This window comes from Streptomyces sp. NPDC015242, from assembly GCF_043079125.1.
GTDB lineage: Bacteria > Actinomycetota > Actinomycetes > Streptomycetales > Streptomycetaceae > Streptomyces.
In genome coordinates this window covers 871,603-891,098 of sequence record NZ_JBIBUF010000002.1, presented here as the reverse complement: position 1 = coordinate 891,098, position 19,496 = coordinate 871,603, and the positions used below count along the sequence as shown (strand labels likewise).

General features: G+C 73.6%; 17 protein-coding genes. 10 read left to right on the top strand and 7 right to left on the bottom strand.

Translation table 11 applies throughout. The features are described 5' to 3' along the window. The first annotated feature begins 21 nt into the window (after positions 1 to 21). On the top strand, positions 22 to 417 hold the full coding sequence (locus ACF07N_RS09490; protein ID WP_383324828.1) for a hypothetical protein: 396 nt from the start codon (positions 22 to 24) through the stop codon (positions 415 to 417). A 2-nt stretch (positions 418 to 419) separates the two neighbouring features. On the opposite strand, the gene ACF07N_RS09485 is transcribed toward ACF07N_RS09490, so the two are convergent. Further along, the gene (locus ACF07N_RS09485) at positions 420 to 1,613 is read right to left on the bottom strand and encodes an N-acetylmuramoyl-L-alanine amidase (RefSeq protein WP_392110292.1); all 1,194 of its coding nucleotides are present in this window, start codon (positions 1,611 to 1,613) and stop codon (positions 420 to 422) included. A gap of 699 nt (positions 1,614 to 2,312) precedes the next feature. On the opposite strand from ACF07N_RS09485, the gene ACF07N_RS09480 reads away from it, so the two are divergent. From ACF07N_RS09480 to ACF07N_RS09465, 4 genes are all read left to right on the top strand, one after another. Further along, positions 2,313 to 2,930, top strand: a complete 618-nt coding sequence (locus ACF07N_RS09480; protein ID WP_383324819.1) for an RNA polymerase sigma factor — start codon at positions 2,313 to 2,315, stop codon at positions 2,928 to 2,930. Between the two features lie 198 nt (positions 2,931 to 3,128). Beyond that, the gene (locus tag ACF07N_RS09475) at positions 3,129 to 4,115 is read left to right on the top strand and encodes a hypothetical protein (protein WP_392110289.1); all 987 of its coding nucleotides are present in this window, start codon (positions 3,129 to 3,131) and stop codon (positions 4,113 to 4,115) included. Positions 4,116 to 4,576: 461 nt separating this feature from the next. Further along, entirely contained in the window at positions 4,577 to 5,251 is a 675-nt protein-coding gene (locus ACF07N_RS09470; protein WP_031119846.1) for an RNA polymerase sigma factor, read from the top strand. Then, the gene (locus ACF07N_RS09465) at positions 5,251 to 6,402 is read left to right on the top strand and encodes a hypothetical protein (protein ID WP_392110286.1); all 1,152 of its coding nucleotides are present in this window, start codon (positions 5,251 to 5,253) and stop codon (positions 6,400 to 6,402) included. The genes ACF07N_RS09470 and ACF07N_RS09465 overlap by 1 nt, the downstream gene beginning before the upstream one ends. A 157-nt stretch (positions 6,403 to 6,559) precedes the next feature. On the opposite strand, the gene ACF07N_RS09460 is transcribed toward ACF07N_RS09465, so the two are convergent. Continuing rightward, positions 6,560 to 7,405, bottom strand: a complete 846-nt coding sequence (locus ACF07N_RS09460) for a L,D-transpeptidase family protein (protein WP_392110283.1) — start codon at positions 7,403 to 7,405, stop codon at positions 6,560 to 6,562. 138 nt (positions 7,406 to 7,543) lie between these two features. Here ACF07N_RS09460 and ACF07N_RS09455 point away from each other — a divergent pair, with 138 nt between their 5' ends. Together ACF07N_RS09455 and leuE are read left to right on the top strand one after the other, a co-directional pair. After that, positions 7,544 to 9,124 carry a methylmalonyl-CoA mutase gene (locus tag ACF07N_RS09455; protein ID WP_392110280.1) on the top strand — a complete coding sequence of 527 codons (1,581 nt, stop codon included), beginning with the start codon at positions 7,544 to 7,546 and terminating at the stop codon, positions 9,122 to 9,124. A gap of 63 nt (positions 9,125 to 9,187) precedes the next feature. Further along, on the top strand, positions 9,188 to 9,835 hold the full coding sequence (gene leuE / locus ACF07N_RS09450; RefSeq protein WP_383337112.1) for a leucine efflux protein LeuE: 648 nt from the start codon (positions 9,188 to 9,190) through the stop codon (positions 9,833 to 9,835). A gap of 18 nt (positions 9,836 to 9,853) precedes the next feature. Here leuE and ACF07N_RS09445 read toward each other — a convergent pair whose 3' ends face one another. Next, positions 9,854 to 11,254: an FAD-dependent oxidoreductase gene (locus ACF07N_RS09445; RefSeq protein WP_392110277.1), complete on the bottom strand. Its 1,401-nt coding sequence runs from the start codon at positions 11,252 to 11,254 to the stop codon at positions 9,854 to 9,856. Positions 11,255 to 11,330: 76 nt separating this feature from the next. On the opposite strand from ACF07N_RS09445, the gene ACF07N_RS09440 reads away from it, so the two are divergent. Further along, positions 11,331 to 11,981 carry a TetR/AcrR family transcriptional regulator gene (locus ACF07N_RS09440; RefSeq protein WP_383324799.1) on the top strand — a complete coding sequence of 217 codons (651 nt, stop codon included), beginning with the start codon at positions 11,331 to 11,333 and terminating at the stop codon, positions 11,979 to 11,981. Here ACF07N_RS09440 and ACF07N_RS09435 read toward each other — a convergent pair. From ACF07N_RS09435 to ACF07N_RS09420, 4 genes are all read right to left on the bottom strand, one after another. Continuing rightward, entirely contained in the window at positions 11,976 to 12,911 is a 936-nt protein-coding gene (locus ACF07N_RS09435) for a class I SAM-dependent methyltransferase (RefSeq protein ID WP_392110274.1), read from the bottom strand. The two genes, ACF07N_RS09440 and ACF07N_RS09435, sit on opposite strands and share 6 nt — an antisense overlap. Before the next feature lie 63 nt (positions 12,912 to 12,974). After that, positions 12,975 to 14,129, bottom strand: a complete 1,155-nt coding sequence (locus tag ACF07N_RS09430; protein ID WP_383324793.1) for an acyltransferase family protein — start codon at positions 14,127 to 14,129, stop codon at positions 12,975 to 12,977. 178 nt (positions 14,130 to 14,307) lie between these two features. Then, complete coding sequence (locus ACF07N_RS09425; RefSeq protein WP_392110271.1) at positions 14,308 to 15,642, bottom strand: alpha-2,8-polysialyltransferase family protein; 1,335 nt, start codon at positions 15,640 to 15,642, stop codon at positions 14,308 to 14,310. Further along, on the bottom strand, positions 15,642 to 16,628 hold the full coding sequence (locus ACF07N_RS09420) for a glycosyltransferase family 2 protein (RefSeq protein WP_392110268.1): 987 nt from the start codon (positions 16,626 to 16,628) through the stop codon (positions 15,642 to 15,644). Before ACF07N_RS09420 ends, ACF07N_RS09425 begins: the two co-directional genes overlap by 1 nt. 198 nt (positions 16,629 to 16,826) lie before the next feature. Here ACF07N_RS09420 and ACF07N_RS09415 point away from each other — a divergent pair, with 198 nt between their 5' ends. Beyond that, positions 16,827 to 18,173 (top strand): DUF6716 putative glycosyltransferase, encoded by a 1,347-nt coding sequence (locus tag ACF07N_RS09415; RefSeq protein ID WP_392110265.1) that lies wholly within the window; start codon positions 16,827 to 16,829, stop codon positions 18,171 to 18,173. Between the two features lie 35 nt (positions 18,174 to 18,208). Next, complete coding sequence (locus tag ACF07N_RS09410; protein WP_392110262.1) at positions 18,209 to 19,483, top strand: cytidylyltransferase domain-containing protein; 1,275 nt, start codon at positions 18,209 to 18,211, stop codon at positions 19,481 to 19,483. The last annotated feature ends 13 nt before the right edge of the window (positions 19,484 to 19,496 follow it).

The window sequence follows — 19,496 nt, the reverse complement described above, 5'->3', positions numbered from 1 at the left end:
CTCCCGAGCGCTCTTCGGGATGTGACGACTCAAGCGGAGACCAGGCCATCGGCGGCGACGAAGCCGCTGCGATGGGCGGCGGACACAGTGGCGACGATGCGCGAGGGAGCACGGCTGCGCCTCGACTACTCGGCGCAGAGCCTGTGGAGCGTCGACCGGATGATCGAGGAGATACGGCGCGAGGAGGCGCCCTACGCCGCCGTCGAGACGGTGCTGCGCGGCTTCGGCGCCTACGCGGGCGAGGTGGTGGTGCGTCAGACCGGCGCCGAGTGGTGGGCGAGCGGCGGTGAGCACTGGGTCCGCACGCCCGACGGACGCCTGTGGGACCCCATCGAGGAGGCCCGCCGCTGCTACTCCGGGAACGGCTCGCTGCGGCTGCTGTGCCGGGACGCGACCGGCGGCACGCCCCGGCCGTAGCCTCAGCGCCCGGACGCCTTCGGCCAGAAGGGCTCCGGGTCCTGCGGGGCGGGCTCGGCGGGCTTGCCTGCGTTCCCGGCGAGGGTGCGGATCTGCGGCAGGTCGGCGTAGAGGTTCTGGCCGGGGCACTCGGTCGGGTAGCCGTCGCGGTGGCCGGAGATACGGTGCAGCGTGACCTTCTCGCCGAGCTTGTACTTGCCGTTGTTCGCCCCGGCGGTCAGCACCACCGTGCCGGTCGGGTCGGCGCCGTACAGGCCGAGCTTCCAGGCCGCGACCTTGGCGACGGACTCCCGGATCGCGGCGTTCGCGGCCGTCGCCGAGTAGTCGCCGAGCACCGAGACGCTGCTGGTGTCGGCGTTGAAGCCGTAGGCGTGCGCGCCGAGCACGGGCTTGTCGATGCCACCGGCGCGGCCCTCGAAGACCGTGCCGCACTTGTCGACGAGGAAGTGGTAGCCGATGTCGTTCCAGCCGTTGCTCTTGACGTGGTACAGGAACACGCCGCGCACGATCGACGCCGACTCGGAACAGGCGTAGTCGTTGGTGCCCGCCGTGTGGTGGACGAAGATCGCCTTGGTGTCGCCGGTGTAGGTCGGCGGGTCCTTCACCAGGGACTCGTCGGCGCCCCAGGCGGAACGCGAGGTGACGGCCGGGCGGTCGGGGGCGAGCGGTCCGGCGGCCGGGGGCACGACGCCGGGCTCCGGCGCGCCCGGCTCGGCCACGTCCGGTTCGACCACCTGCACGGCGTTCTCCGGTCCGCCGTCGGGGTCGACGAGTTCGACGCGCAGGCCCGCGGGCAGCCGCTCGCCCGAGACCCGCACCTGGACGCCGTCCGACGGCCCGGTCCACAGCGGCTGGGTGGCGCCGCGCACCCCGGCCCGGGCGCGGTCGGGGCCCGTCTCGGGCGCCCGCGCGTCGGTCTCCAGGGGGCGCCAGGCGCTCCACGCGCCGCTGTCCCGGGAGCGGGTGCGCACGTGGGCCGTGCCGTCGAGGGCCTCGCGCGGGTCGTCCCAGGTGATGCCGAGCAGGCTGAACGGCTCGGTGGTGCGCGGGGCGAGGGACCGTTCGTGCGGATCGCCGTCCGGTACCCGCACGGTGTGCACGCCGTCGGAGGAGGCGGCGAGGGCGGGGCGGGCCGGGCCGAGGGCGCCGAGGGCCAGGGCCGTGGCGACGGCGGTGCGCAGCAGAAGGCGTGTCATGGGGGCTCGTCTCCGGTCCACTTGCGGGGCGGCGTGATGTCCTGAGCGTCATTCCCCCCTGCCGGTCCGTCCGTTCGCCCGCCGGGAGAAATCCGGCGAACGGAGGACGGCCGAGGGGCCCCGTGCGGCGTGCGCACGAGGCCCCTGCCGTCCGCCGGGTCAGTGGGATGTCACGGCGTCAGGTTCTGCCCCAGCCGGGCGTCCGGCGGCGTGCCCAGCGCGGTCCTGCCGAAGACGACGGAGCCGCGTAACCCAGTCCCGTGCCGTTGCTCGGCAGGTGCAGCAGGATGCCGTCGCCGCCGTCCTCGCCGTCGGCCCCGAAGGCGAGGTCGGCGCGGCCGTGGAGCGGTCGGAGGTCGCCACCACCGCGCTGAACCGGTCCGTCTCCCGTTCGGCCAGGCCCTTCCGTCCGGCCCCCTGTCCCCGAGCCGCACTGTGTGAACGGACGGCTCGCGGCTCTGCGCCCCGGCCCCCGGCTCGGCCGGCTGACCCTTGATCGCGTACGTGACCACCCCTGCTCCGCTCAGGACGACGGCCCCGACCGTCAGCCACACCCGTCTCCTCAGAGGCCGTACATCACCCGGGGTGCCGGTGGCGCGGTGCGGCGGGCCCGCTGTGACACTTCTCGGCGGCCCGGCGCTGATCAGCGTGGAGGACGTGGCACGGACGCGCCGCGCTCGGTACGGACGAGGACGGTTCTTGGGCCAGGGAGGGGAACCCCGGCGCGGCCAGGCGCACGACGGGGAACTGGGCGCGGCCGTCGCGCGGGCCCAGGACGGTGACGAGGCGGCCTTCGCGGTCGCCTACCGGATCGTGCAGCCGGGCCTGCTCGGCTACCTGCGCGGTCTGGTCGGCGACGACGCGGAGGACGTGGCCTCCGACGCCTGGCTGGAGATCGCCCGGGACCTCGGGCGCTTCAAGGGCGACGGGGCCGGCTTCCGCGGCTGGACGGCGACCATCGCCCGGCACCGGGCGCTGGACCACCTGCGCCGCCAGCGCGTACGGCCGCGGTCCTCCGCGCTGGAACAGGACGTCCTGGACCTGCCCGGGCCGCACAGCACCCATGACCAGGCGCTGGAGTCGCTGTCCACCGCGCACGCGCTGCGGCTGGTCGGCGGTCTGCCGCAGGACCAGGCCGAGGCCGTGCTGCTGCGGGTCGTGGTGGGCCTCGACGGGCCCGCCGCCGCGCGCGTCCTCGGCAAGCGGCCGGGCGCGGTGCGCACGGCGGCGTACCGGGGGCTGAAACGTCTCGCCGCCCAGCTGGGCGGCGAAGGTGTGACGGATGAGGCGCGCCGGACGCTGGGGGAGTCGACATGAACGACCTCGGCGGGACGGCCGGAGTAGTCGTGGCCGGTGCCCCGAACGGGGCGGCCGGAGCAGTCGTGGCGGTTGCCCTGAACGGGGCGGCCGGAACGGACGTAGGAAGAAGGCCCGGCACACCGGGCCGGTCGGCCGGGCCGCGGGCCCGCGGCGGACCGTGCGGTACGCGTGGATCGAGCAGGGACGGAACCGGACATGGGTGAACATCGGAACGACGGCGGGCTCCCCGCCCGTCGGCAGGTGCACCCCGCGGACTCCGCGCACACCCGCCGGGCCGTGCCGGACGGCGACGGCGGCCTGCCCGGCCACCGCCGGGCGGCCGGACGCGGCGGCCCCGGCTCCTCCCCGGCCCTGCAGGAGGCCGAGCTGGAGGTGCTGCTCGCCGCCGCCCTCATCCGGGACGGCATCGACGCCGAGGCCGAGCAGCGGGCCGTGGCCGCGTTCCGGGCCGCCCGGGACGCGGGGGCGCACCGGGCGGCCCGCGCCGGCCGCCGGGACGACTGGCGGGCCCGGGAGCGGAGGCTTCCGGGGCGTTCCCTGAAGGCCACGCTCTCCGTGCTGCTCGCCAGCCTCACGCTGGGCGGTGTCGCCGTCGCGGCGATCGGCTCGGTGGCGTCCACGGACGATCCCGGCGAGCGGGGCCGCCCTCCGGCCGTCACCCGCGCCCCCGGCCCCTCGGCCGGCGGTCCGGCCGGGGACCCGGCCGGCTCCGCCGCCCCGCGCCCGGACCATCCGGCCACCGCCCGGGACACCGAGGCCCACTGCCGCGCCTACGAACGGGCCGGCGGCCGGGGCAAGGCCCTGGACGCGACGGCCTGGCAGCGTCTGGTCGACGCCGCGGGCGGTGAGAGGAAGGTCACGGCCTACTGCGCCGAGCGGCTGGCCCGGGCGGAGAACGAGCCCGACGGCACCGCCGCGCCCGGCAACGGCCAGGGCACTCCCAACTCCGGCAACACCGGCGGCGACCCCGGCAACGCGGGCAACGGCTCGGACGCCGGCCGTGCGGGCGCGGGGGACGGCGGCGCGGGCGCGGGACAGAACGGCACCGGCACGGGGGAGAGCGGCACGGGCGCGGGGGAGAGTGGCTCGGGCGCCGCCCGCAGTGGTGGGGAGGGCGCCGCCGGCAGCGGTTCCTCCGGGGCCAAGGATCAGGCCGACCGGCCCGATGCCCGTCGCCCGTAGGCGAGTTCGGCAGCGGGTTCCGCCACGTCCTGACCAGGGCACCGGCACGCCGTCCGGGTGCGCATCGGCCCACCGGGCCGTCCTGCCGCACCGCCGGGACGGTCCGCTCGCGTGCGCCGCGGAACGGCGATCCGCTCCGCCATGGCAACGGCCGGGGCCGCCACCCCCCACAGGAGAGGCCCCGGCCGTCGCGCGGCACGGGCCGCGCGGCGGCCCGTACTTCCTACAGCGCCCGGGGTGCGCTTTGTGTCACACCCCTGCGTGTCACGGCTTAGTTGCATCTCGGGAGGACATGGACGGGGAGTGGTTTCAGGTCGTAACGTGCCTTTCGCGCCACACCGGAGGCAGCACGACCACCGCAACCACCTGCGGGCTTGCGAACCGCAATGATCAACGAGGACGACGACGGCGAGAACCCGGGCCGCGAGAGCGGCACCGGCTCAGGCGCAGAAGGGCACGCGGTGCTGGGGGACGACGCGGAGCTGACCGCCGCGGTGCGTGCGGCACAGGACGGGGACGAGACCGCGTTCCGTACTGTGTACCGCGCCGTGCACCCGCGGTTGCTCGGATACGTACGGACGCTCGTCGGGGACCCCGACGCCGAGGACGTGACGTCCGAGGCGTGGCTGCAGATCGCCCGGGACCTGGAGCGGTTCACCGGTGACGCGGACCGGTTCCGCGGCTGGGCCGCCCGGATCGCCCGCAACCGCGCGTTGGACCACATACGCATGCGCGGCCGGCGGCCCGCCATCGGCGGTGACGAGACGGAACTGACCGGCCGCGCCGCCGAGTCCGACACCGCGGGCGAGGCCATCGAGGCGCTCGCCACCGACGGCACCTTCTCGCTGATCTCCCGGCTGCCGCAGGACCAGGCCGAGGCGGTCGTGCTGCGCGTGGTCGTGGGGCTGGACGCGAAGACCGCCGCCGAGACGCTCGGCAAGCGCCCGGGCGCGGTCCGGACGGCGGCGCACCGGGGCCTGAAGCGGCTCGCCGAGCTTCTGGGCGACAATCCTCAGGCCGATCCGGAATCGGCCGGGGTGCTCGACGCCCTGCCGCCCCAGCGAGAACCGCGCGGCGGTGCGGTGACGTCCGCAGGTGTGACGCACAGCGTTGCGCGGACGCAGAAGGATGTGTGATGGCCGACGAGCAGTACAGGTGGCTGGACCGCGAAACGGCGGAACGTCTGCTGAGCGGAGAGCCACCGGAAGCTGTCGACGGCGCCCACCGAGGCGAGGCCGAACGGCTCGCGAGGACGCTCGATGCGCTGTCCGCCTCACCCCCGCCGACCAGCGAAGAACTCCCCGGTGAAGCCGCCGCGCTGGCCGCTTTCCGCAAGGCCCGCGCGGAACGCGCCGACGCCGCGGCCGACTCCGCGGCCCCCGCGCGAGCGTCCGCGGCCGGGGCCGCCGACGCCGGGCTGGTCCGGATCGGGTCCGCGCGCGGCACCGGCCCGGGCGGCGCCCGGCGCTCCCGCCGGTTCCGTCCCGTACGTCTGGCACTGGCCGCCTCGCTGGCCGTCGGCATGGCCGGCGGCGTGGCCGCCGTGGCCGCAACCGGAGTGCTCGGGACGCCGTTCGGCGGCGACGAGTCCGGCTCCGGTTCCTCCGCCTCGGCCACCGTCACCCCGCCCGAGCGCCCCTTGGTCTCGCCCACGCCGACCGGCGGCGGCCAGGGCGGAGCGGCGCCCGGGGACGACGCCCCGAACAGCGCCGCGACGGGCGGCACCGGTGACTCCGGAGAGGGCACCCGCGAGGACACCGCCGGGAAGCCCGGCACCGGCGCGGACCGCCCCGGCAGCCATGCGGAGATCACCGAGGCCTGCCGCGACCTGCGCGCCGGCCTGCGACTGGACGACGACCGCAGGAGCGCCCTGCGGGACGCGGCCGGTGGCACGCGCGTGTGGAAGTTCTGCAAGGGCGTTCTGGCCCAGGCCGATCCCCGCTCCGGTGCGTCTGAAGGCGAGGACGGCGGCGGCGCCGGCGGCACGGGTGAGGGCCGTCAGGGACAAGGCCAGGGCAGCGACAAGAACGACAAGACCGGCAAGAACGACAAGACCGGCAAGAGTGACAAGAACGGCGCGAGCGACGAGAACGAGAGCCGGGGCCGTGACGGGGGACAGGGGCGGGGCGAGGGGGACCGGAAGGCCGACCGGAAGGCCGACCGGAAGGGCGGTCAGACGGCCGGGGAGAAGAAGGCCGACGTCGGCGGCGACCACGTCTGGCGTTCCATCGCACCCCTGCGACCTGCGGTTTCGTACTCCGTGAAAATCTCCTCGGCGAGGGTGTGACGTTTTCGGGCCCTCCGGCGCAGTAATGAGTGAGCCGACTGGTCATCGGCTGTCGCACGGAGCCGGGGTTCCCCCCGTACCTACGGCTCGTGCACCTGAGCGCGGGCGGGACACGTTCCCCCGGTCCCGCCCGCGCCCCAATCTCCCTGCCGGATCCTCACCAGGACACGACGACCTTGTCGCCGTCGCGGACCTGCGCGTAGAGGTCCGCGATCGCCGCCTCGTCCCGTACGTTGACGCAGCCGTGCGAGGAGCCCGCGTAGCCCCGGGCCGCGAAGTCCGCCGAGAAGTGCACGGCCTGGCCGCCGCTGAAGAACATGGCGTACGGCATCGGGGAGTCGTAGAGCGTCGACACGTGGTCGCGGGACTTCCAGTAGACGGAGAAGACGCCCTCCCGGGTCGGTGTGTACTCCGAGCCGAAACGCACGGCCATCGTCGACAGGGTCCGCCCGTCGACCATCCAGCGCAGCGTCCTGCTGGTCTTGTCGATGCACAGCACCCGTCCGCTGCGGCAGCGCGGGTCGGGGGGATCGGCCGGCTGGCCGCCCATCAGGTAGAGGTCCCAGCGGCCCGGCTCGCGGGTCATCCGCAGCAGCCGCTCCCAGGTGACGGTGTCCGTCCGCCCGGTGCGCGGCAGCCCGCGCTTGCCCTGGAAGCCGCTGACCGCCCGCTCCGTGGCCCCGTCGTACGTCCCGGACGGCCCTTCCAGCAGCCAGGCGACCTGCCGCAGCCGTGCCTGGAGCTCGCGGACGTCCCGGCCCGTGTCGCCGGGCGACCACAGCACGCGGGGCGCGGCCCGGGGCGTGTCCTCGTCCTCGGCGGGCGGGGCCGTGCCCGGCCGGCCGCCGGTGCCGCCGGCGGGGGTGCGCGCCGGTGAGGGCGTGCCCTCGGGCAGCTCGATGCGCACCGGTGAGCGGCCCTTGCCGTCGCCCTCGGGGGTCTGCACGGTGCAGCCGGTCAGCGCGGCCAGCACGGCGACCGCGGCGGCTGTCGCTCTCCCCATGCCCGTAGTACGCACACGGCCCCCCGTCGTCTCACCGGTCCACCCGGATGTCCTCTCTGATGTTCCCCGGGCGTGACCCGTCGCGAACCAGGGGGCATGGTGGTGAGCGAGGTCACTGCTCCCGGGAGGCATCACACCATGGCGCGCGAGTCGGAGTCCGGACTGCCGATCGAGCCGGTCTACGGGCCGCAGGCCCTCCGGGGCTGGGATCCGGCGGAGAAGCTGGGGGAGCCCGGGGCGTACCCGTACACCCGGGGCGTGTACCCGACGATGTACACGGGCCGGCCCTGGACGATGCGCCAGTACGCCGGTTTCGGCACGGCGGGCGAGTCCAACGCGCGCTACCGGCAGCTGATCGCCCACGGCACCACGGGCCTGTCGGTCGCCTTCGACCTGCCCACCCAGATGGGCCACGACTCCGACGCCCCGCTCGCGCACGGCGAGGTCGGCAAGGTGGGCGTGGCCATCGACTCGATCGAGGACATGCGGGTGCTGTTCGGCGGGATCCCGCTGGACCGGGTCTCGACGTCGATGACGATCAACGCCCCGGCGGCGGTGCTGCTGCTCCTGTACCAACTGGTCGCGGAGGAGCAGGGGGTGAGCGGCGAGCAGCTCACCGGCACCGTCCAGAACGACGTGCTCAAGGAGTACATCGCCCGCGGCACCTACATCTTCCCGCCCAAGCCGTCGCTGCGCCTGACCGCGGACATCTTCCGGTACTGCCGGGCCGAACTGCCGCGGTGGAACACGATCTCCATCTCCGGCTACCACATGGCCGAGGCGGGCGCCTCGCCCGCGCAGGAGATCGCCTTCACCCTGGCCGACGGCATCGCGTACGTGCGCGCCGCGGTGGCGGCCGGCATGGACGTGGACGACTTCGCCCCGCGCCTGTCGTTCTTCTTCGTCGCCCGCACCACGCTCCTGGAGGAGGTCGCCAAGTTCCGCGCGGCGCGCCGGATCTGGGCGCGGGTGATGCGGGACGAGTTCGGCGCGCGGAACCCGAAGTCGCAGATGCTGCGCTTCCACACGCAGACGGCGGGGGTGCAGCTGACGGCGCAGCAGCCGGAGGTGAACCTGGTCCGGGTCTCGGTGCAGGCGCTGGCGGCGGTGCTGGGCGGCACCCAGTCGCTGCACACCAACTCCTTCGACGAGGCGATCGCCCTGCCCACCGACAAGTCGGCCCGCCTCGCCCTGCGCACCCAGCAGGTGCTGGCCCACGAGACGGACGTCACCGCCACCGTCGACCCCTTCGCCGGCTCCTACGTCATGGAGAAGCTGACCGACGACGTGGAGGCGGCGGCGCTCGACCTGATGGGCAGGGTCGAGGAACTGGGCGGCGCGGTCGAGGCCATCGAACGCGGGTTCCAGAAGAACGAGATCGAGCGCAACGCCTACCGCATCGCCCAGGAGACCGACTCCGGCGAGCGGGTGGTGGTCGGGGTCAACCGCTTCCGGCTCGACGAGGAGGAGCCCTACGAGCCGCTGCGCGTCGACCCCGCCATCGAGACCCGCCAGGCCGAAAGCCTGGCCGCCCTGCGCGCCCGGCGCGACCAGCCGGCCGTGGACACGGCCCTCGGCGCCCTGAGAAAGGCCGCCGAGGGCGACGACAACGTCCTGTACCCGATGCGGGAGGCGCTGCGGGCCCGGGCGACGGTCGGGGAGGTGTGCGGCGCGCTGCGGGACGTGTGGGGGGCGTACGTCCCGTCGGACGCCTTCTGACCGATGCCGTGAGCCGGGGAGCACCGGGGCCGGACGCCGGGCCTCCGTGCGACACTCCCTTGCATGTTCGGTGTCATCGATCTGCCCACCTACCTGGCGGGCCTCGTTCTGATCATCCTGCTGCCCGGCCCCAACTCGCTGTACGTGCTGTCCGTGGCCGCCCGTCGCGGCGTGCGCTCCGGGTACACCGCCGCCGCGGGCGTGTGGTGCGGGGACGCGGTGCTGATGACGCTGTCCGCGGCCGGTGTCGCCTCGCTGCTGCAGGCGAACGCCGTGCTGTTCGGGATCGTGAAGTACGCGGGGGCCGGATACCTCACATGGCTGGCGATCGGCATGCTGCGGGCCGCCTGGGGCATGTGGCGGGCGCGCGGCGAGCGCGCCGCCGGCGGTGAGGCCGCCGCACCGGCCGGGGAGCGGCCCTTCCGGCGCGCCTTCGTCGTCAGCCTGTTCAACCCGAAGGCGATCCTGTTCTTCGTCGCCTTCTTCGTGCAGTTCGTGGACCCGGCGTACGCCTACCCGGCGCTGTCCTTCGTCGTCCTCGGCGTCCTCGCCCAGCTGGCCAGCGTGCTGTACCTCAGCGCGCTGATCTTCGGCGGCACCCGCCTGGCCGCGGCCTTCCGCCGCCGCAGGCGCCTGTCGGCCGGGGCGACCTCGGCGGCGGGCGCGCTGTTCCTGGGGTTCGCGGTGAAGCTGTCGCTGGCGAGTTCGTAAGGCGGCGCCGGCCCGCAGCTAGAGGCCGAAGCGGGCCAGGTGCCCGGGGAGTCCGGCCGCCGTGTCGCCCGCCCAGCCCAGGTAGCCGTCGGGACGGACGAGGTACAGGCCGGGCGTGTAGGGACCCGGCGCGGGGCCTCGTACGACCCGGATGCGTGGGCCGGGGCCCGGTACGGCCGGTGCGTCGCCGCCGAGGGCGAGCAGCGTCCAGTGCGGGCCGCGGAAGGCGTCGAAGAGCCGGACGCCCGCCACCCTCCCGTCCGGGGCCCGGTCGCCCGCGCGAAGCGGGCCCGGGGCGGTCCGGGTCTCGGCGGTGAGTGACGACTCCCGGTAGCCGAGCCCGAGTTGGCGGGTCGCGTCGCCGCGCCGGGTCTCACCGCGGTGCACGCGTGTGGACAGCCCGAGCATCTCGGCGGCGACGGGCCGCCGCTCCTCCTCGTAGGAGTCGAGCAGGTCCGCCGCCGCGCCGTCCCGCAGGACCGCGCCCAGTTTCCAGCCCAGGTTGTAGGCGTCCTGGACGCTGGTGTTGAGGCCCTGGCCACCGGCCGGGGAGTGGACGTGGGCCGCGTCGCCGGTGAGGAAGACCCGGCCGGAGCGGAAGCGGTCCGCGAGGGCCGCCCGGGGGCGGAAGTCCGAGGCCCAGCGCAGTTCCGTCACGGCCTCCGGCGCCAGGTGCGTGCGGGCGGCGACGACCTTGCGTATCCCCTCCAGGGAGAGGTCCGGGACCGTCCCGTCCGTGAACTGCGCCGTGAGCTGGAAGTCCTCCGTGCCGGCCAGCGGGCAGAGCGCCAGGAAGCCGTGCCGGCCGGGCGGGAAGAGATGCCAGTTCTCCCGGTCCAGGCCGCTGACGCGGACGTCCGCCACCAGCGTCGGGTTCGGGTCGACGGTCTCGCCCGTCATGCCGATGCCCAGCAGCCGGCGCACGGTCGAGCGGCCGCCGTCCGCGGCGACGAGGTACCGGGCGGTGACGGCCCCGCCGGAGGCGAACTCGGCACGGACCCCCTCCTCGTCCTGCGCCAGCCCGACGACCTCACGGCCGAAGGCGACCCGCCCGCCCAGCTCCTCCAGCCGGTCCCGCAGGATCTCCTGGGTGCGCCACTGGGGCACCATCCACGGCTCGTTGTACGGGGCGTCCTCGCTCGGCTTGGCCGGGTCGAACATCCGGTGCTCGCCCGCGCGCCTGCCGTCCCGCCAGATCATGCCCACCGGATAGGTGCCGCCCGCCGCGCGGACGGCACCGAGCACGCCCAGGTCGTCGAAGACCTCCATGGTGCGCGGCTGCAGCCCCTTGCCCCGCGAGCCGGGGAACAGCGTCCGCGCCCGCTCGACGACCAGCGCGGCCACGCCCCGCCGGGCGAGATCGATGCCGAGCGCCAGCCCGGCCGGGCCCGCGCCCACCACCAGCACGTCCGTGTCCATACGCCCACCACTCCTTAACGTTGTTAAGTGCCGCCGTGTCCAGGAGCGTGGCCTTAACGGTGTTAAGTTGTCAAGCGTGAGTACCGAACGACGCGCGCCCCTGGACCGCCGCCGGGTCGCGGACACCGCGCTGCGGCTGCTGAACGAGGTGGGCCTGGACGGTCTGACCCTGCGCGCCATCGCCCGGGAGCTGGACGTGAAGGCGCCCGCCCTTTACTGGCACTTCAAGGACAAGCAGGCGCTGCTCGACGAGATGGCGACGGAGATGTACCGCCGGATGGTCGCCGGGGCCGCGCTCGACCCCGCCGACGGCTGGCGGGAGCGGCTGCTGAAGGCGAACCGCGGACTGCGCACGGCGCTGCTCGGCTACCGCGACGGCGCGAAGGTCTTCAGCGGCTCACGCTTCACCGGCATCGAGCACGCCGCGCAGATGGAGGACAACCTGCGCCTGCTCACGGCCGCCGGTCTCACGCTCCCGCAGGCCGCCCGGGCGCTCAACACGACCTACCTGTACACGCTCGGCTTCGTCACCGAGGAGCAGGGCGTGCATCCCCGGCCGGGCGAGCGCCGCGAAGGCTACGACATGGACGAACGCGCCCGCCGGATGGCCGACTTCCCACTGTCGGCCCGGGCGGGTGCGGAGCTCTTCGAGGACTACGGCCGGCACTTCGAGGAGGGGCTGACCCTCGTGATCGAGGGGATCGCGGCGCGCTACGGCGTCTCATGACACCCCGGCGGCTCGGGCCCTGCCCGCCCGGGCCCGTCGTACGGCCCGGGTGAGGATCGGCGGCAGGAGGTCCTTGGCGAGACGGCGGGCCCGGGACGGGGCCGGGCGGGCCGGGCGCGCGGCGCGGGGCTCGGCGACCTCGGCGGGGGCCGGTGCGGGCGCCGGGGGCACGTAGTGCCGTGACGTCGGGAAGGGCGGCGGCTTCATGCCCCGGGAGCGGGTGCGGATCAGCCGGTGCCCGGCCGCCTCCTGCACGCTCAGCCCGACGTCCGTGCGCTCGCGCAGCATCTCCAGCAGGTCCTCCTGGAACGGGCCCGGATCGCCCCAGGTGGCGTACAACTTCTGCGTGCTGAGGCAGATCGGCCGCAGGCCCCGGTTGAGGACGGCCTCCCAGGCGGCGACCGAGACGCCCGGCGTGTGCTCGGAGCGGAAGTCGTCGAGGACCACGACGCCGTCGGGCTGCAGGAGGTCGTGGGCCGCGCCGATGTCCGCGTACACGTGCTCGTACAGGTGCGAGGCGTCGATGTGGACGAACCGGCAGGTGCCCGGGGCCACCTGCTCGGGCACCGCGGAGCTGGGCGCGGCGATCACCGCCGGCAGCGTGTCGTGGAAGGAGAGGTAGTTCCGCTCGAAGGCCTGCCGGGTGAGGGAGGAGTACGACTTCGCCGCCTCCGCCTGGTTGGCCCCGTCCGGGGCCTCGCCCTCGAACAGGTCGCAGACCGTGAACGTCTCGCCCGGCTGCAGGTGACGGCCGAGCAGGATCGCGCTCTTGCCCAGGTAGACGCCCAGCTCCAGCAGGTCGCCCCGGATCCCCTGCCTCCGCTGCCGTTCGAGGAACCAGGTGAAGAGCATCTGGTCCAGAGCGGGGAACCAGCCCGGGACGTCCGCCAGTTCACCGGGGTGCTTGTCGGTCACGTGTGCGTTGGTCATGAGACGAGCCTTCTCTGTGCGCGTTGCCCGAACCGACGGTGGGGTGAACGGCCCGTGAACAGCTCAGCGGGCCTTGGCCAGCAGCTCCCGCAGCCGTGGTGTCAGCGGCTTCTCCACATACTTGTGCAGCAACCACGCCAGCAGCAGCATTGACGCCACCGTCAGCGAGAAAGTCGCCGCCGACGGCAGCCCCAGACCGCGGTGCAGGGCGCCGATCGCCACCCAGCCCAAGTGCTCGTGGACCAGGTAGAACGGGTAGGTCAGCGCCCCGGCCACCGTCAGCCAGCGCCAGTTCGCCCAGCGCAGCCAGCCCAGCGCGATCGCCGCGACCGCCACGAACCCGAAGGTGACGACGAGCACGATGCCGAGGGAGGAGCGGTACGAGAAGCCGCCCGCCTCGGGCGCGTGCCACAGGCCCTGCACCGCGTAGTGCTGCCCGAGCAGCCAGCTCACCGCGACGATGCCCCAGCCGTAGACGTCCCGCCGGTCCAGGTGGATCAGGTACAGGCCGACCCCGCCGATGAAGAAGGGGGCGTACTCCGGCATCAGGACGATGTCGAGCAGCGGCATCCGCGCGTTGTCGGCGATCACCGCGGCCAGCGTCCAGCCCGCGCAGAACAGGATCACCCGGCGCCGGGTGGCCCCGGGCAGCACGACGCACAGCGCGAACAGGGCGTAGAAGCGGACCTCCGCCCACAGCGTCCAGCACACCCCGAGCACCCGGTCCACGCCGAGCGGCATCTGCAGCATCGTGAGGTTCACCAGCGCGTCGCTCGGCGAGACCGCGTGGTAGGTGACCACCGGCAGCGCGAAGACGGCCGTCACCAGCAGGACCGCCACCCAGTAGGCGGGCAGCAGCCGGGAGGCGCGGGAGGCGAAGAACGATTTCAGCGGCCGGCCCCAGCCGCTCATGCAGATCACGAACCCGCTGATCACGAAGAACACCTGGACGCCGAGGCAGCCGTAGGCGAGGAACTCGTGCAGCGTGGGGAACTGCAGCTTCGGCGAGGAGCCCCAGGCCTCGGTGACCTCGCCGTCGCGCCCGCCGTAGTGGTACGCCGCGACCATCAGCGCGGCCACCAGCCGCAGGCCGTCCAGGGCGCGCAGCCGGCCTGCGGACTTCTCCCGGCGCCGAGGGACGGTCGTGGCGCCCGGGGGTTCGACCAGCACGGCGGCACCGGGCCGGGGTTTACGAGGGCTGACGACCGTCTCGGTCACGCTGAAAACCTCTGTGTGGCTCGTACGTCCTTTACCTGGTCCGCCTGTGGGCGGGCAGGGCGCCTGCCACCCTAGGACGGGAATTGACGGAATCACGTTCGAAGGCGACAGGCTTCGCCTGCCGGTTCCCACGGGTTCATCTGGATGTCGCCGCACCCGTGCGCCGGGCACATCTTCCTCAGCGGCGCGCCGCCTTGTTCCGCAGGGCCCGCGCCCGTCGCACCACCCGGCGTGCCGTGGAATTGCGTGGCAGGAACGCCAGCCGCTGCGGAATACCCCCGGGCAGTCCGAGCGAGGTGAGACGGCGCTTCTTGAAGTAGCGCCGGGTGCGCGGGCCGAGGTGCCGGGCGAGGAACCGCTCGGCCTCTTCCCGCAGCTCCGGGTAGATCTGCGGCTGCATGGTGAAACCGACGGCGGTGAGCAGCCCGGGCAGGCGCTCGGCGGGCAGCACGTCACCCTCCCGGCCGCTCTCCAGGTCGGGCAGCAGCGCGTCCGCCAGGGTGGTGGGGACGCGGTTGCTGTTCTGGTAGGGCGTCAGCCGCTCCAGGAGCAGCTCGGTGCCGATGCGGGCGACCGGCAGGTCGTAGAGGACCGAGGCCGTGAACAGGGCGGTGGAGAAGCAGCCCACGACCAGGGCGGGCCGGGCGCGGTCGAAGAGGACCTCGGCGAGGACGGGCGTGTCCAGCACGGTGAGGTCGACGCCGAGCTTCTCGGCCTCGGTCTCCAGGGCGCGGCTGTAGCGGGCCGGTGCGGTCGGGTGCGGCTTGAAGACGACCGTGCGGTGGCCGCGGGCGACGGCGCCCCGCATCATCCGCACGTGCAGGTCCTCCTCCTCCTCGGGGGAGAGGATGTTCAGCGCCGACAGGTACTGGCCGAGCAGCAGCGCCGAGCCGGCGGGCAGCGCGGGCAGTTCGGGCACGGTCTCGGTGACCTCGCCCAGCACCTTCAGGAAGGCGGGCGTCGGCACCAGGTGGGCCGGCACACCGAACTCGGTCAGCAGCATCGGCGTGAGCCCCGGCACCAGATCCAGGTGGAGCAGCCGCCGCACGCGGGTGCCGACCAGCGGGTCGAGCTTGTTGCGCGTGGGGCCGTAGCTCATCAGGCCGTCGGCGTAGACGTCGATCGGGGCGTCGGTGAACAGCTGGGCCACCGTGAGCGCAGGCGCCACCTGGATCGACTCCAGGACCAGGCTGACCTGGTCGTCGCCGAGGTTCCACAGCATCCGCAGGTAGCGCTCGAAGAGCGGGATGTCGTCGGCGCGCGGGGTCCAGGCCCCGGGGTGGAAGGGGCGGATGGCCTCGTTCCAGGACAGCACGTCGTCGAAGTGCTCGCGCAGCGGCGCGAAGCCCGGCATCTCGTCGAGCGCCGGGGTGGTCTCCGGGGTCGCGGAGTTGTTGAACACCAGCAGCACGCGGCGGTCCGGCTCCTCGAAGAGGTCGGAGTCGATCGCGGCGGCCAGGGTGGCCACGCCGTACAGCGTCGAGGCGCAGAAGATCTGAGTGGTCCCGGGCATCAGGCGGCCGCTCCCGTCGTAGTCACCCGGCGGCGCAGCCGCCGCAGCTTGGACGCGCGGTCCATGTCCATGGCCTCCAGGGCGTCACGGAGCGCGTCCTGCGGCATCCGCTTGATGGCCGCCGCGCTCATCGACCGCAGCTGCCTGGCCACGGCCGGTTCGAACCTGTCTTCGTTGGAGAGGTGGTGGGCGATGATCGCGCAGTAGGTGCGCACCGCCTTGGGCAGCAGCCGGTCCGCCTCCCGGTCCGCGGCCGTCTCCTCGATCACCTGGTCGAAGGCGCGGATGAAGTCGAGCTGGCGGACATCACCGATCTGGGTCAGGGACGAGGCGACCCCGCGCCGGTAGAACACGCCCAGCAGGCTGATCACGGCGAACGACTCCGCCTCCCGGTGCAGCTTCCAGATCCACGGCCGGTCCTCGGCCGTGCGCAGCCCGTCGGTGAAGTGGAGCACGCCCTTGTCGACCAGGCGGCGGTGGTAGGCGCCGGCCCAGGCGTAGGCGTAGTCCACGGAGGTGGAGCGATGGGCGGGCAGGATCGCCTCACGCGGGTCGAACGCCTCCCAGCGGCGGCCGACCGGGACCCGGTGCACCGAGCGGGCGCGGGCGGTGGCCTGCACATGGTCGGTGCGCACGAAGTCGCATCCCAACCGGTCCATGGCGGACACCAGTTCGGTGAGATAACCGGGGGCCAGCCAGTCGTCACCGTCCAGGAACGTCAGGTACTCGCCCTGCGCCGCGTCCAGGCCGGTGTTGCGGGCGGTGGCGAGGCCGCCGTTCTTCTCGTGTCGGATGTAACGCACCTGCGCGACATCCGAGAGCTCCTCGGCCGCCCGTTCGAGAATGGCCGGGGTTCCATCCTTGGAATGGTCGTCGACCAGGATGAACTCGAAATCGCGATCGGCGTTCAGCCGAAGGCTTCTGAGGGTGTCCGGGGCATATTGCTGCACGTTGTAGAACGGCACGATCACGGAAAGCTTAGGCACCCGCAAAACGTTAGGAGGCCGGTCGGCAGCGCAACTTTCCGGTGAACGTACACCGGGTGAACTCCGTGTGTCAGAACGGTGCACCCCGTGTACTTCCCGCTTTCCCACGGGCCAGTTCGTGTCCCGGAGGGGTGTTGTTAACTTTTCGTTGAGTCGCGGTTCCGCCATACCTAGGATTCGCTTCCTAGCGTCTTCGACGTGCCAGCAAGTACACCGAAGCGCCCGCGCATCGCGGTCCTCGCGGACTCCGACACCCGATGGAAATGGGGTGCGTTGACCGCGCACCGCATCGCCCCGGGACCGTCCATGGAAACCGCACCGCGCGAGGGCGCGCAAGTCGGCCCCGTCCTCGACGGATTCCTGCTGCGCGGCCGGGCCACGCCCACCCCGCGCCAGCTCCGGGAAGTGGGCGTGCGCGCCGACTCGCTCCGCGAGGTCACCGCCGTCGAGTTCCTGCGCGTCATGGCCGAGGAGTCCTACGACGTCCTCGTGCTGTCCCTGGTGGGCGGCGGTGTGCAGGCCATGCTGCACGGCCTCAAGCGGGCCTGGGAGGGCCGCACTTCACGGCCCGTCGTCGTCACCGGCTACGTCGGCGTCGTCTACGAGAAGCTCGCCGACGGCCTGCTGCTGCGGCACGGCGCCGACCTCGTCCTCGCCAACTCCCGCCAGGACGCGGACCGTTTCCGGGCCGTGTACGAAGGGGTCGGCGCCGACGCCTCCGCGGTGACGGAGGTGGCCCTGCCGTTTCTCGGAGGCGCCTCGTACGAAGGGGAACACGACCCGTACACGGTCGTCTTCGCCGCCCAGCCCTCGGTCCCCGAGAGCCGCAAGGACCGTACGTACCTGCTGGACCGGCTGGTGCAGCACGCCCGCCGGCACCCCGGGCGCGAGGTGCTGCTGAAGCTGCGCTCCAAGCCGGGCGAACACACCACCCACATCGAGGAGCTGCCCTACCAGAAGCTGGTGCAGCGCCTCGATCCACCGGCCAACTTCCGCCTCGTCTACGGCAACATGGGCGAGGTCCTGGACCGGACCGACCTGCTGGTGACGGTCAGCTCCACGGCCGCCCTGGAGTCGCTGCACCGCCGCATCCCCACGGTCGTCCTGACCGACCTGGGCGTGCGCGAGGCGCTCGGCAACCACCACTTCGTGGGCTCCGGCTGCCTCGCCTCCTGGGACCAGCTCGACGCCGGGCACCGGCCGGCACCCGACGAGGAGTGGGTCTCCCGGCAGGGCGTCGCCGCCGACGGTTCCTACGAATCGGCCTTCGACGCGGCCCGCGAGCGCATCGCCGAGCTGCTCGGCCGGCCCGGCGGCCTGCCCCCGCTGACCCCGTACTACACCCCCGTCACCGCGCCCGGCTATCTGCCCGGGATCCTCGCCCGCCACCACCTCGGCCCCGACGGCGCGCCGCTGCCCGGCGCGCCCGCCGCCGACAGGGAGCCCGGACCGGTCCGGCAGATCGTGCGCCGGGCGGCGCGCGGCGCCTACCGGCACGGCGTGCAGCGCGTGGCGCCCGTCATCCGGCGGATGGGCGAGCTGTGAGCCGCCCCGAGACCCCTGCCCAAGGAGTAGAGCCCATGTCCCGACCGGAAGCCGGCCGAGGCGCCTCCGTGCGCCGCGTGCTGGCGGTGATCCCCGCACGCGGCGGCTCCAAGGGCGTGCCCGCGAAGAACCTCCTGCCCGTCGGCGGCGTGCCGCTGGTGGCGCGGGCGGTCCGTGAGTGCCGCGCCGCGCGGCTCGTGACCGACGTCGTGGTCTCCACCGACGACCAGGCCATCGCGGCCGCCGCCCGCCAGGCGGGCGCCGAGGTGGTGCTGCGCCCGGCCGCCATTGCCGGTGACACCGCCACCTCCGAGGCCGCCGTCCTGCACGCCATGGACGCCCACGAGGCCCTGCACGGGGCACCGGTGGACGTGGTCCTGCTCGTGCAGTGCACCAGCCCGTTCCTCGTCCGCGAGGACATCGACGGGGTCGTCGCCGCGATCGCCGAGAACGGCGCCGACACCGCCGTCACCGTCGCGCCCTTCCACGGGTTCATCTGGCGCGACGCCGATGCCGTCGAGGACATCGCCGTCACCGGTTCCGCCGCGGAGTCCGACGCCGCGGTGGGCGGCGGCTACGGCGTCAACCACGACAAGTCCTTCCGGCCCCGCCGCCAGGACCGCCCCCAGGACCTGCTGGAGACCGGCGCCGCCTACGCCATGGAGGCCACCGGCTTCCGCGAGCACCGGCACCGCTTCTTCGGCCGCACCGAACTGGTCCGCACGGACCCGGCGCGCGTCCTGGAGATCGACGACCCGCACGACCTCGCCCGCGCCCGGGCCCTCGCGCCGCTGTTCGACGCGGACCGGCCCGGCGCCCTCCCGACCGCCGGCGACATCGACGCGGTCGTCCTCGACTTCGACGGCACCCAGACCGACGACCGGGTGCTCGTCGACTCCGAGGGACGGGAGTTCGTCTCCGTGCACCGCGGGGACGGACTCGGCATCGCTGCCCTCCGCAGGAGCGGCCTGAAGATGCTGATCCTGTCCACGGAACAGAACCCTGTGGTCGCCGCCCGGGCCCGGAAGCTCAAGCTCCCGGTGCTGCACGGCATCGACCGCAAGGACCTCGCGCTGAAGCAGTGGTGCGAGGAGCAGGGCATCGCGCCGGAGCGCGTGCTCTACGTCGGCAACGACGTCAATGACCTCCCGTGCTTCGCCCTCGTCGGCTGGCCCGTGGCGGTCGCGAGCGCCCACGACGTCGTGCGCGGCGCCGCACGCGCGGTCACCACCGTCCCCGGTGGCGACGGCGCGATCCGAGAGATCGCCAGCTGGATCCTCGGCCCCTCTCTCGATTCCCTCACCAAGTAAGGACATCTCCTGC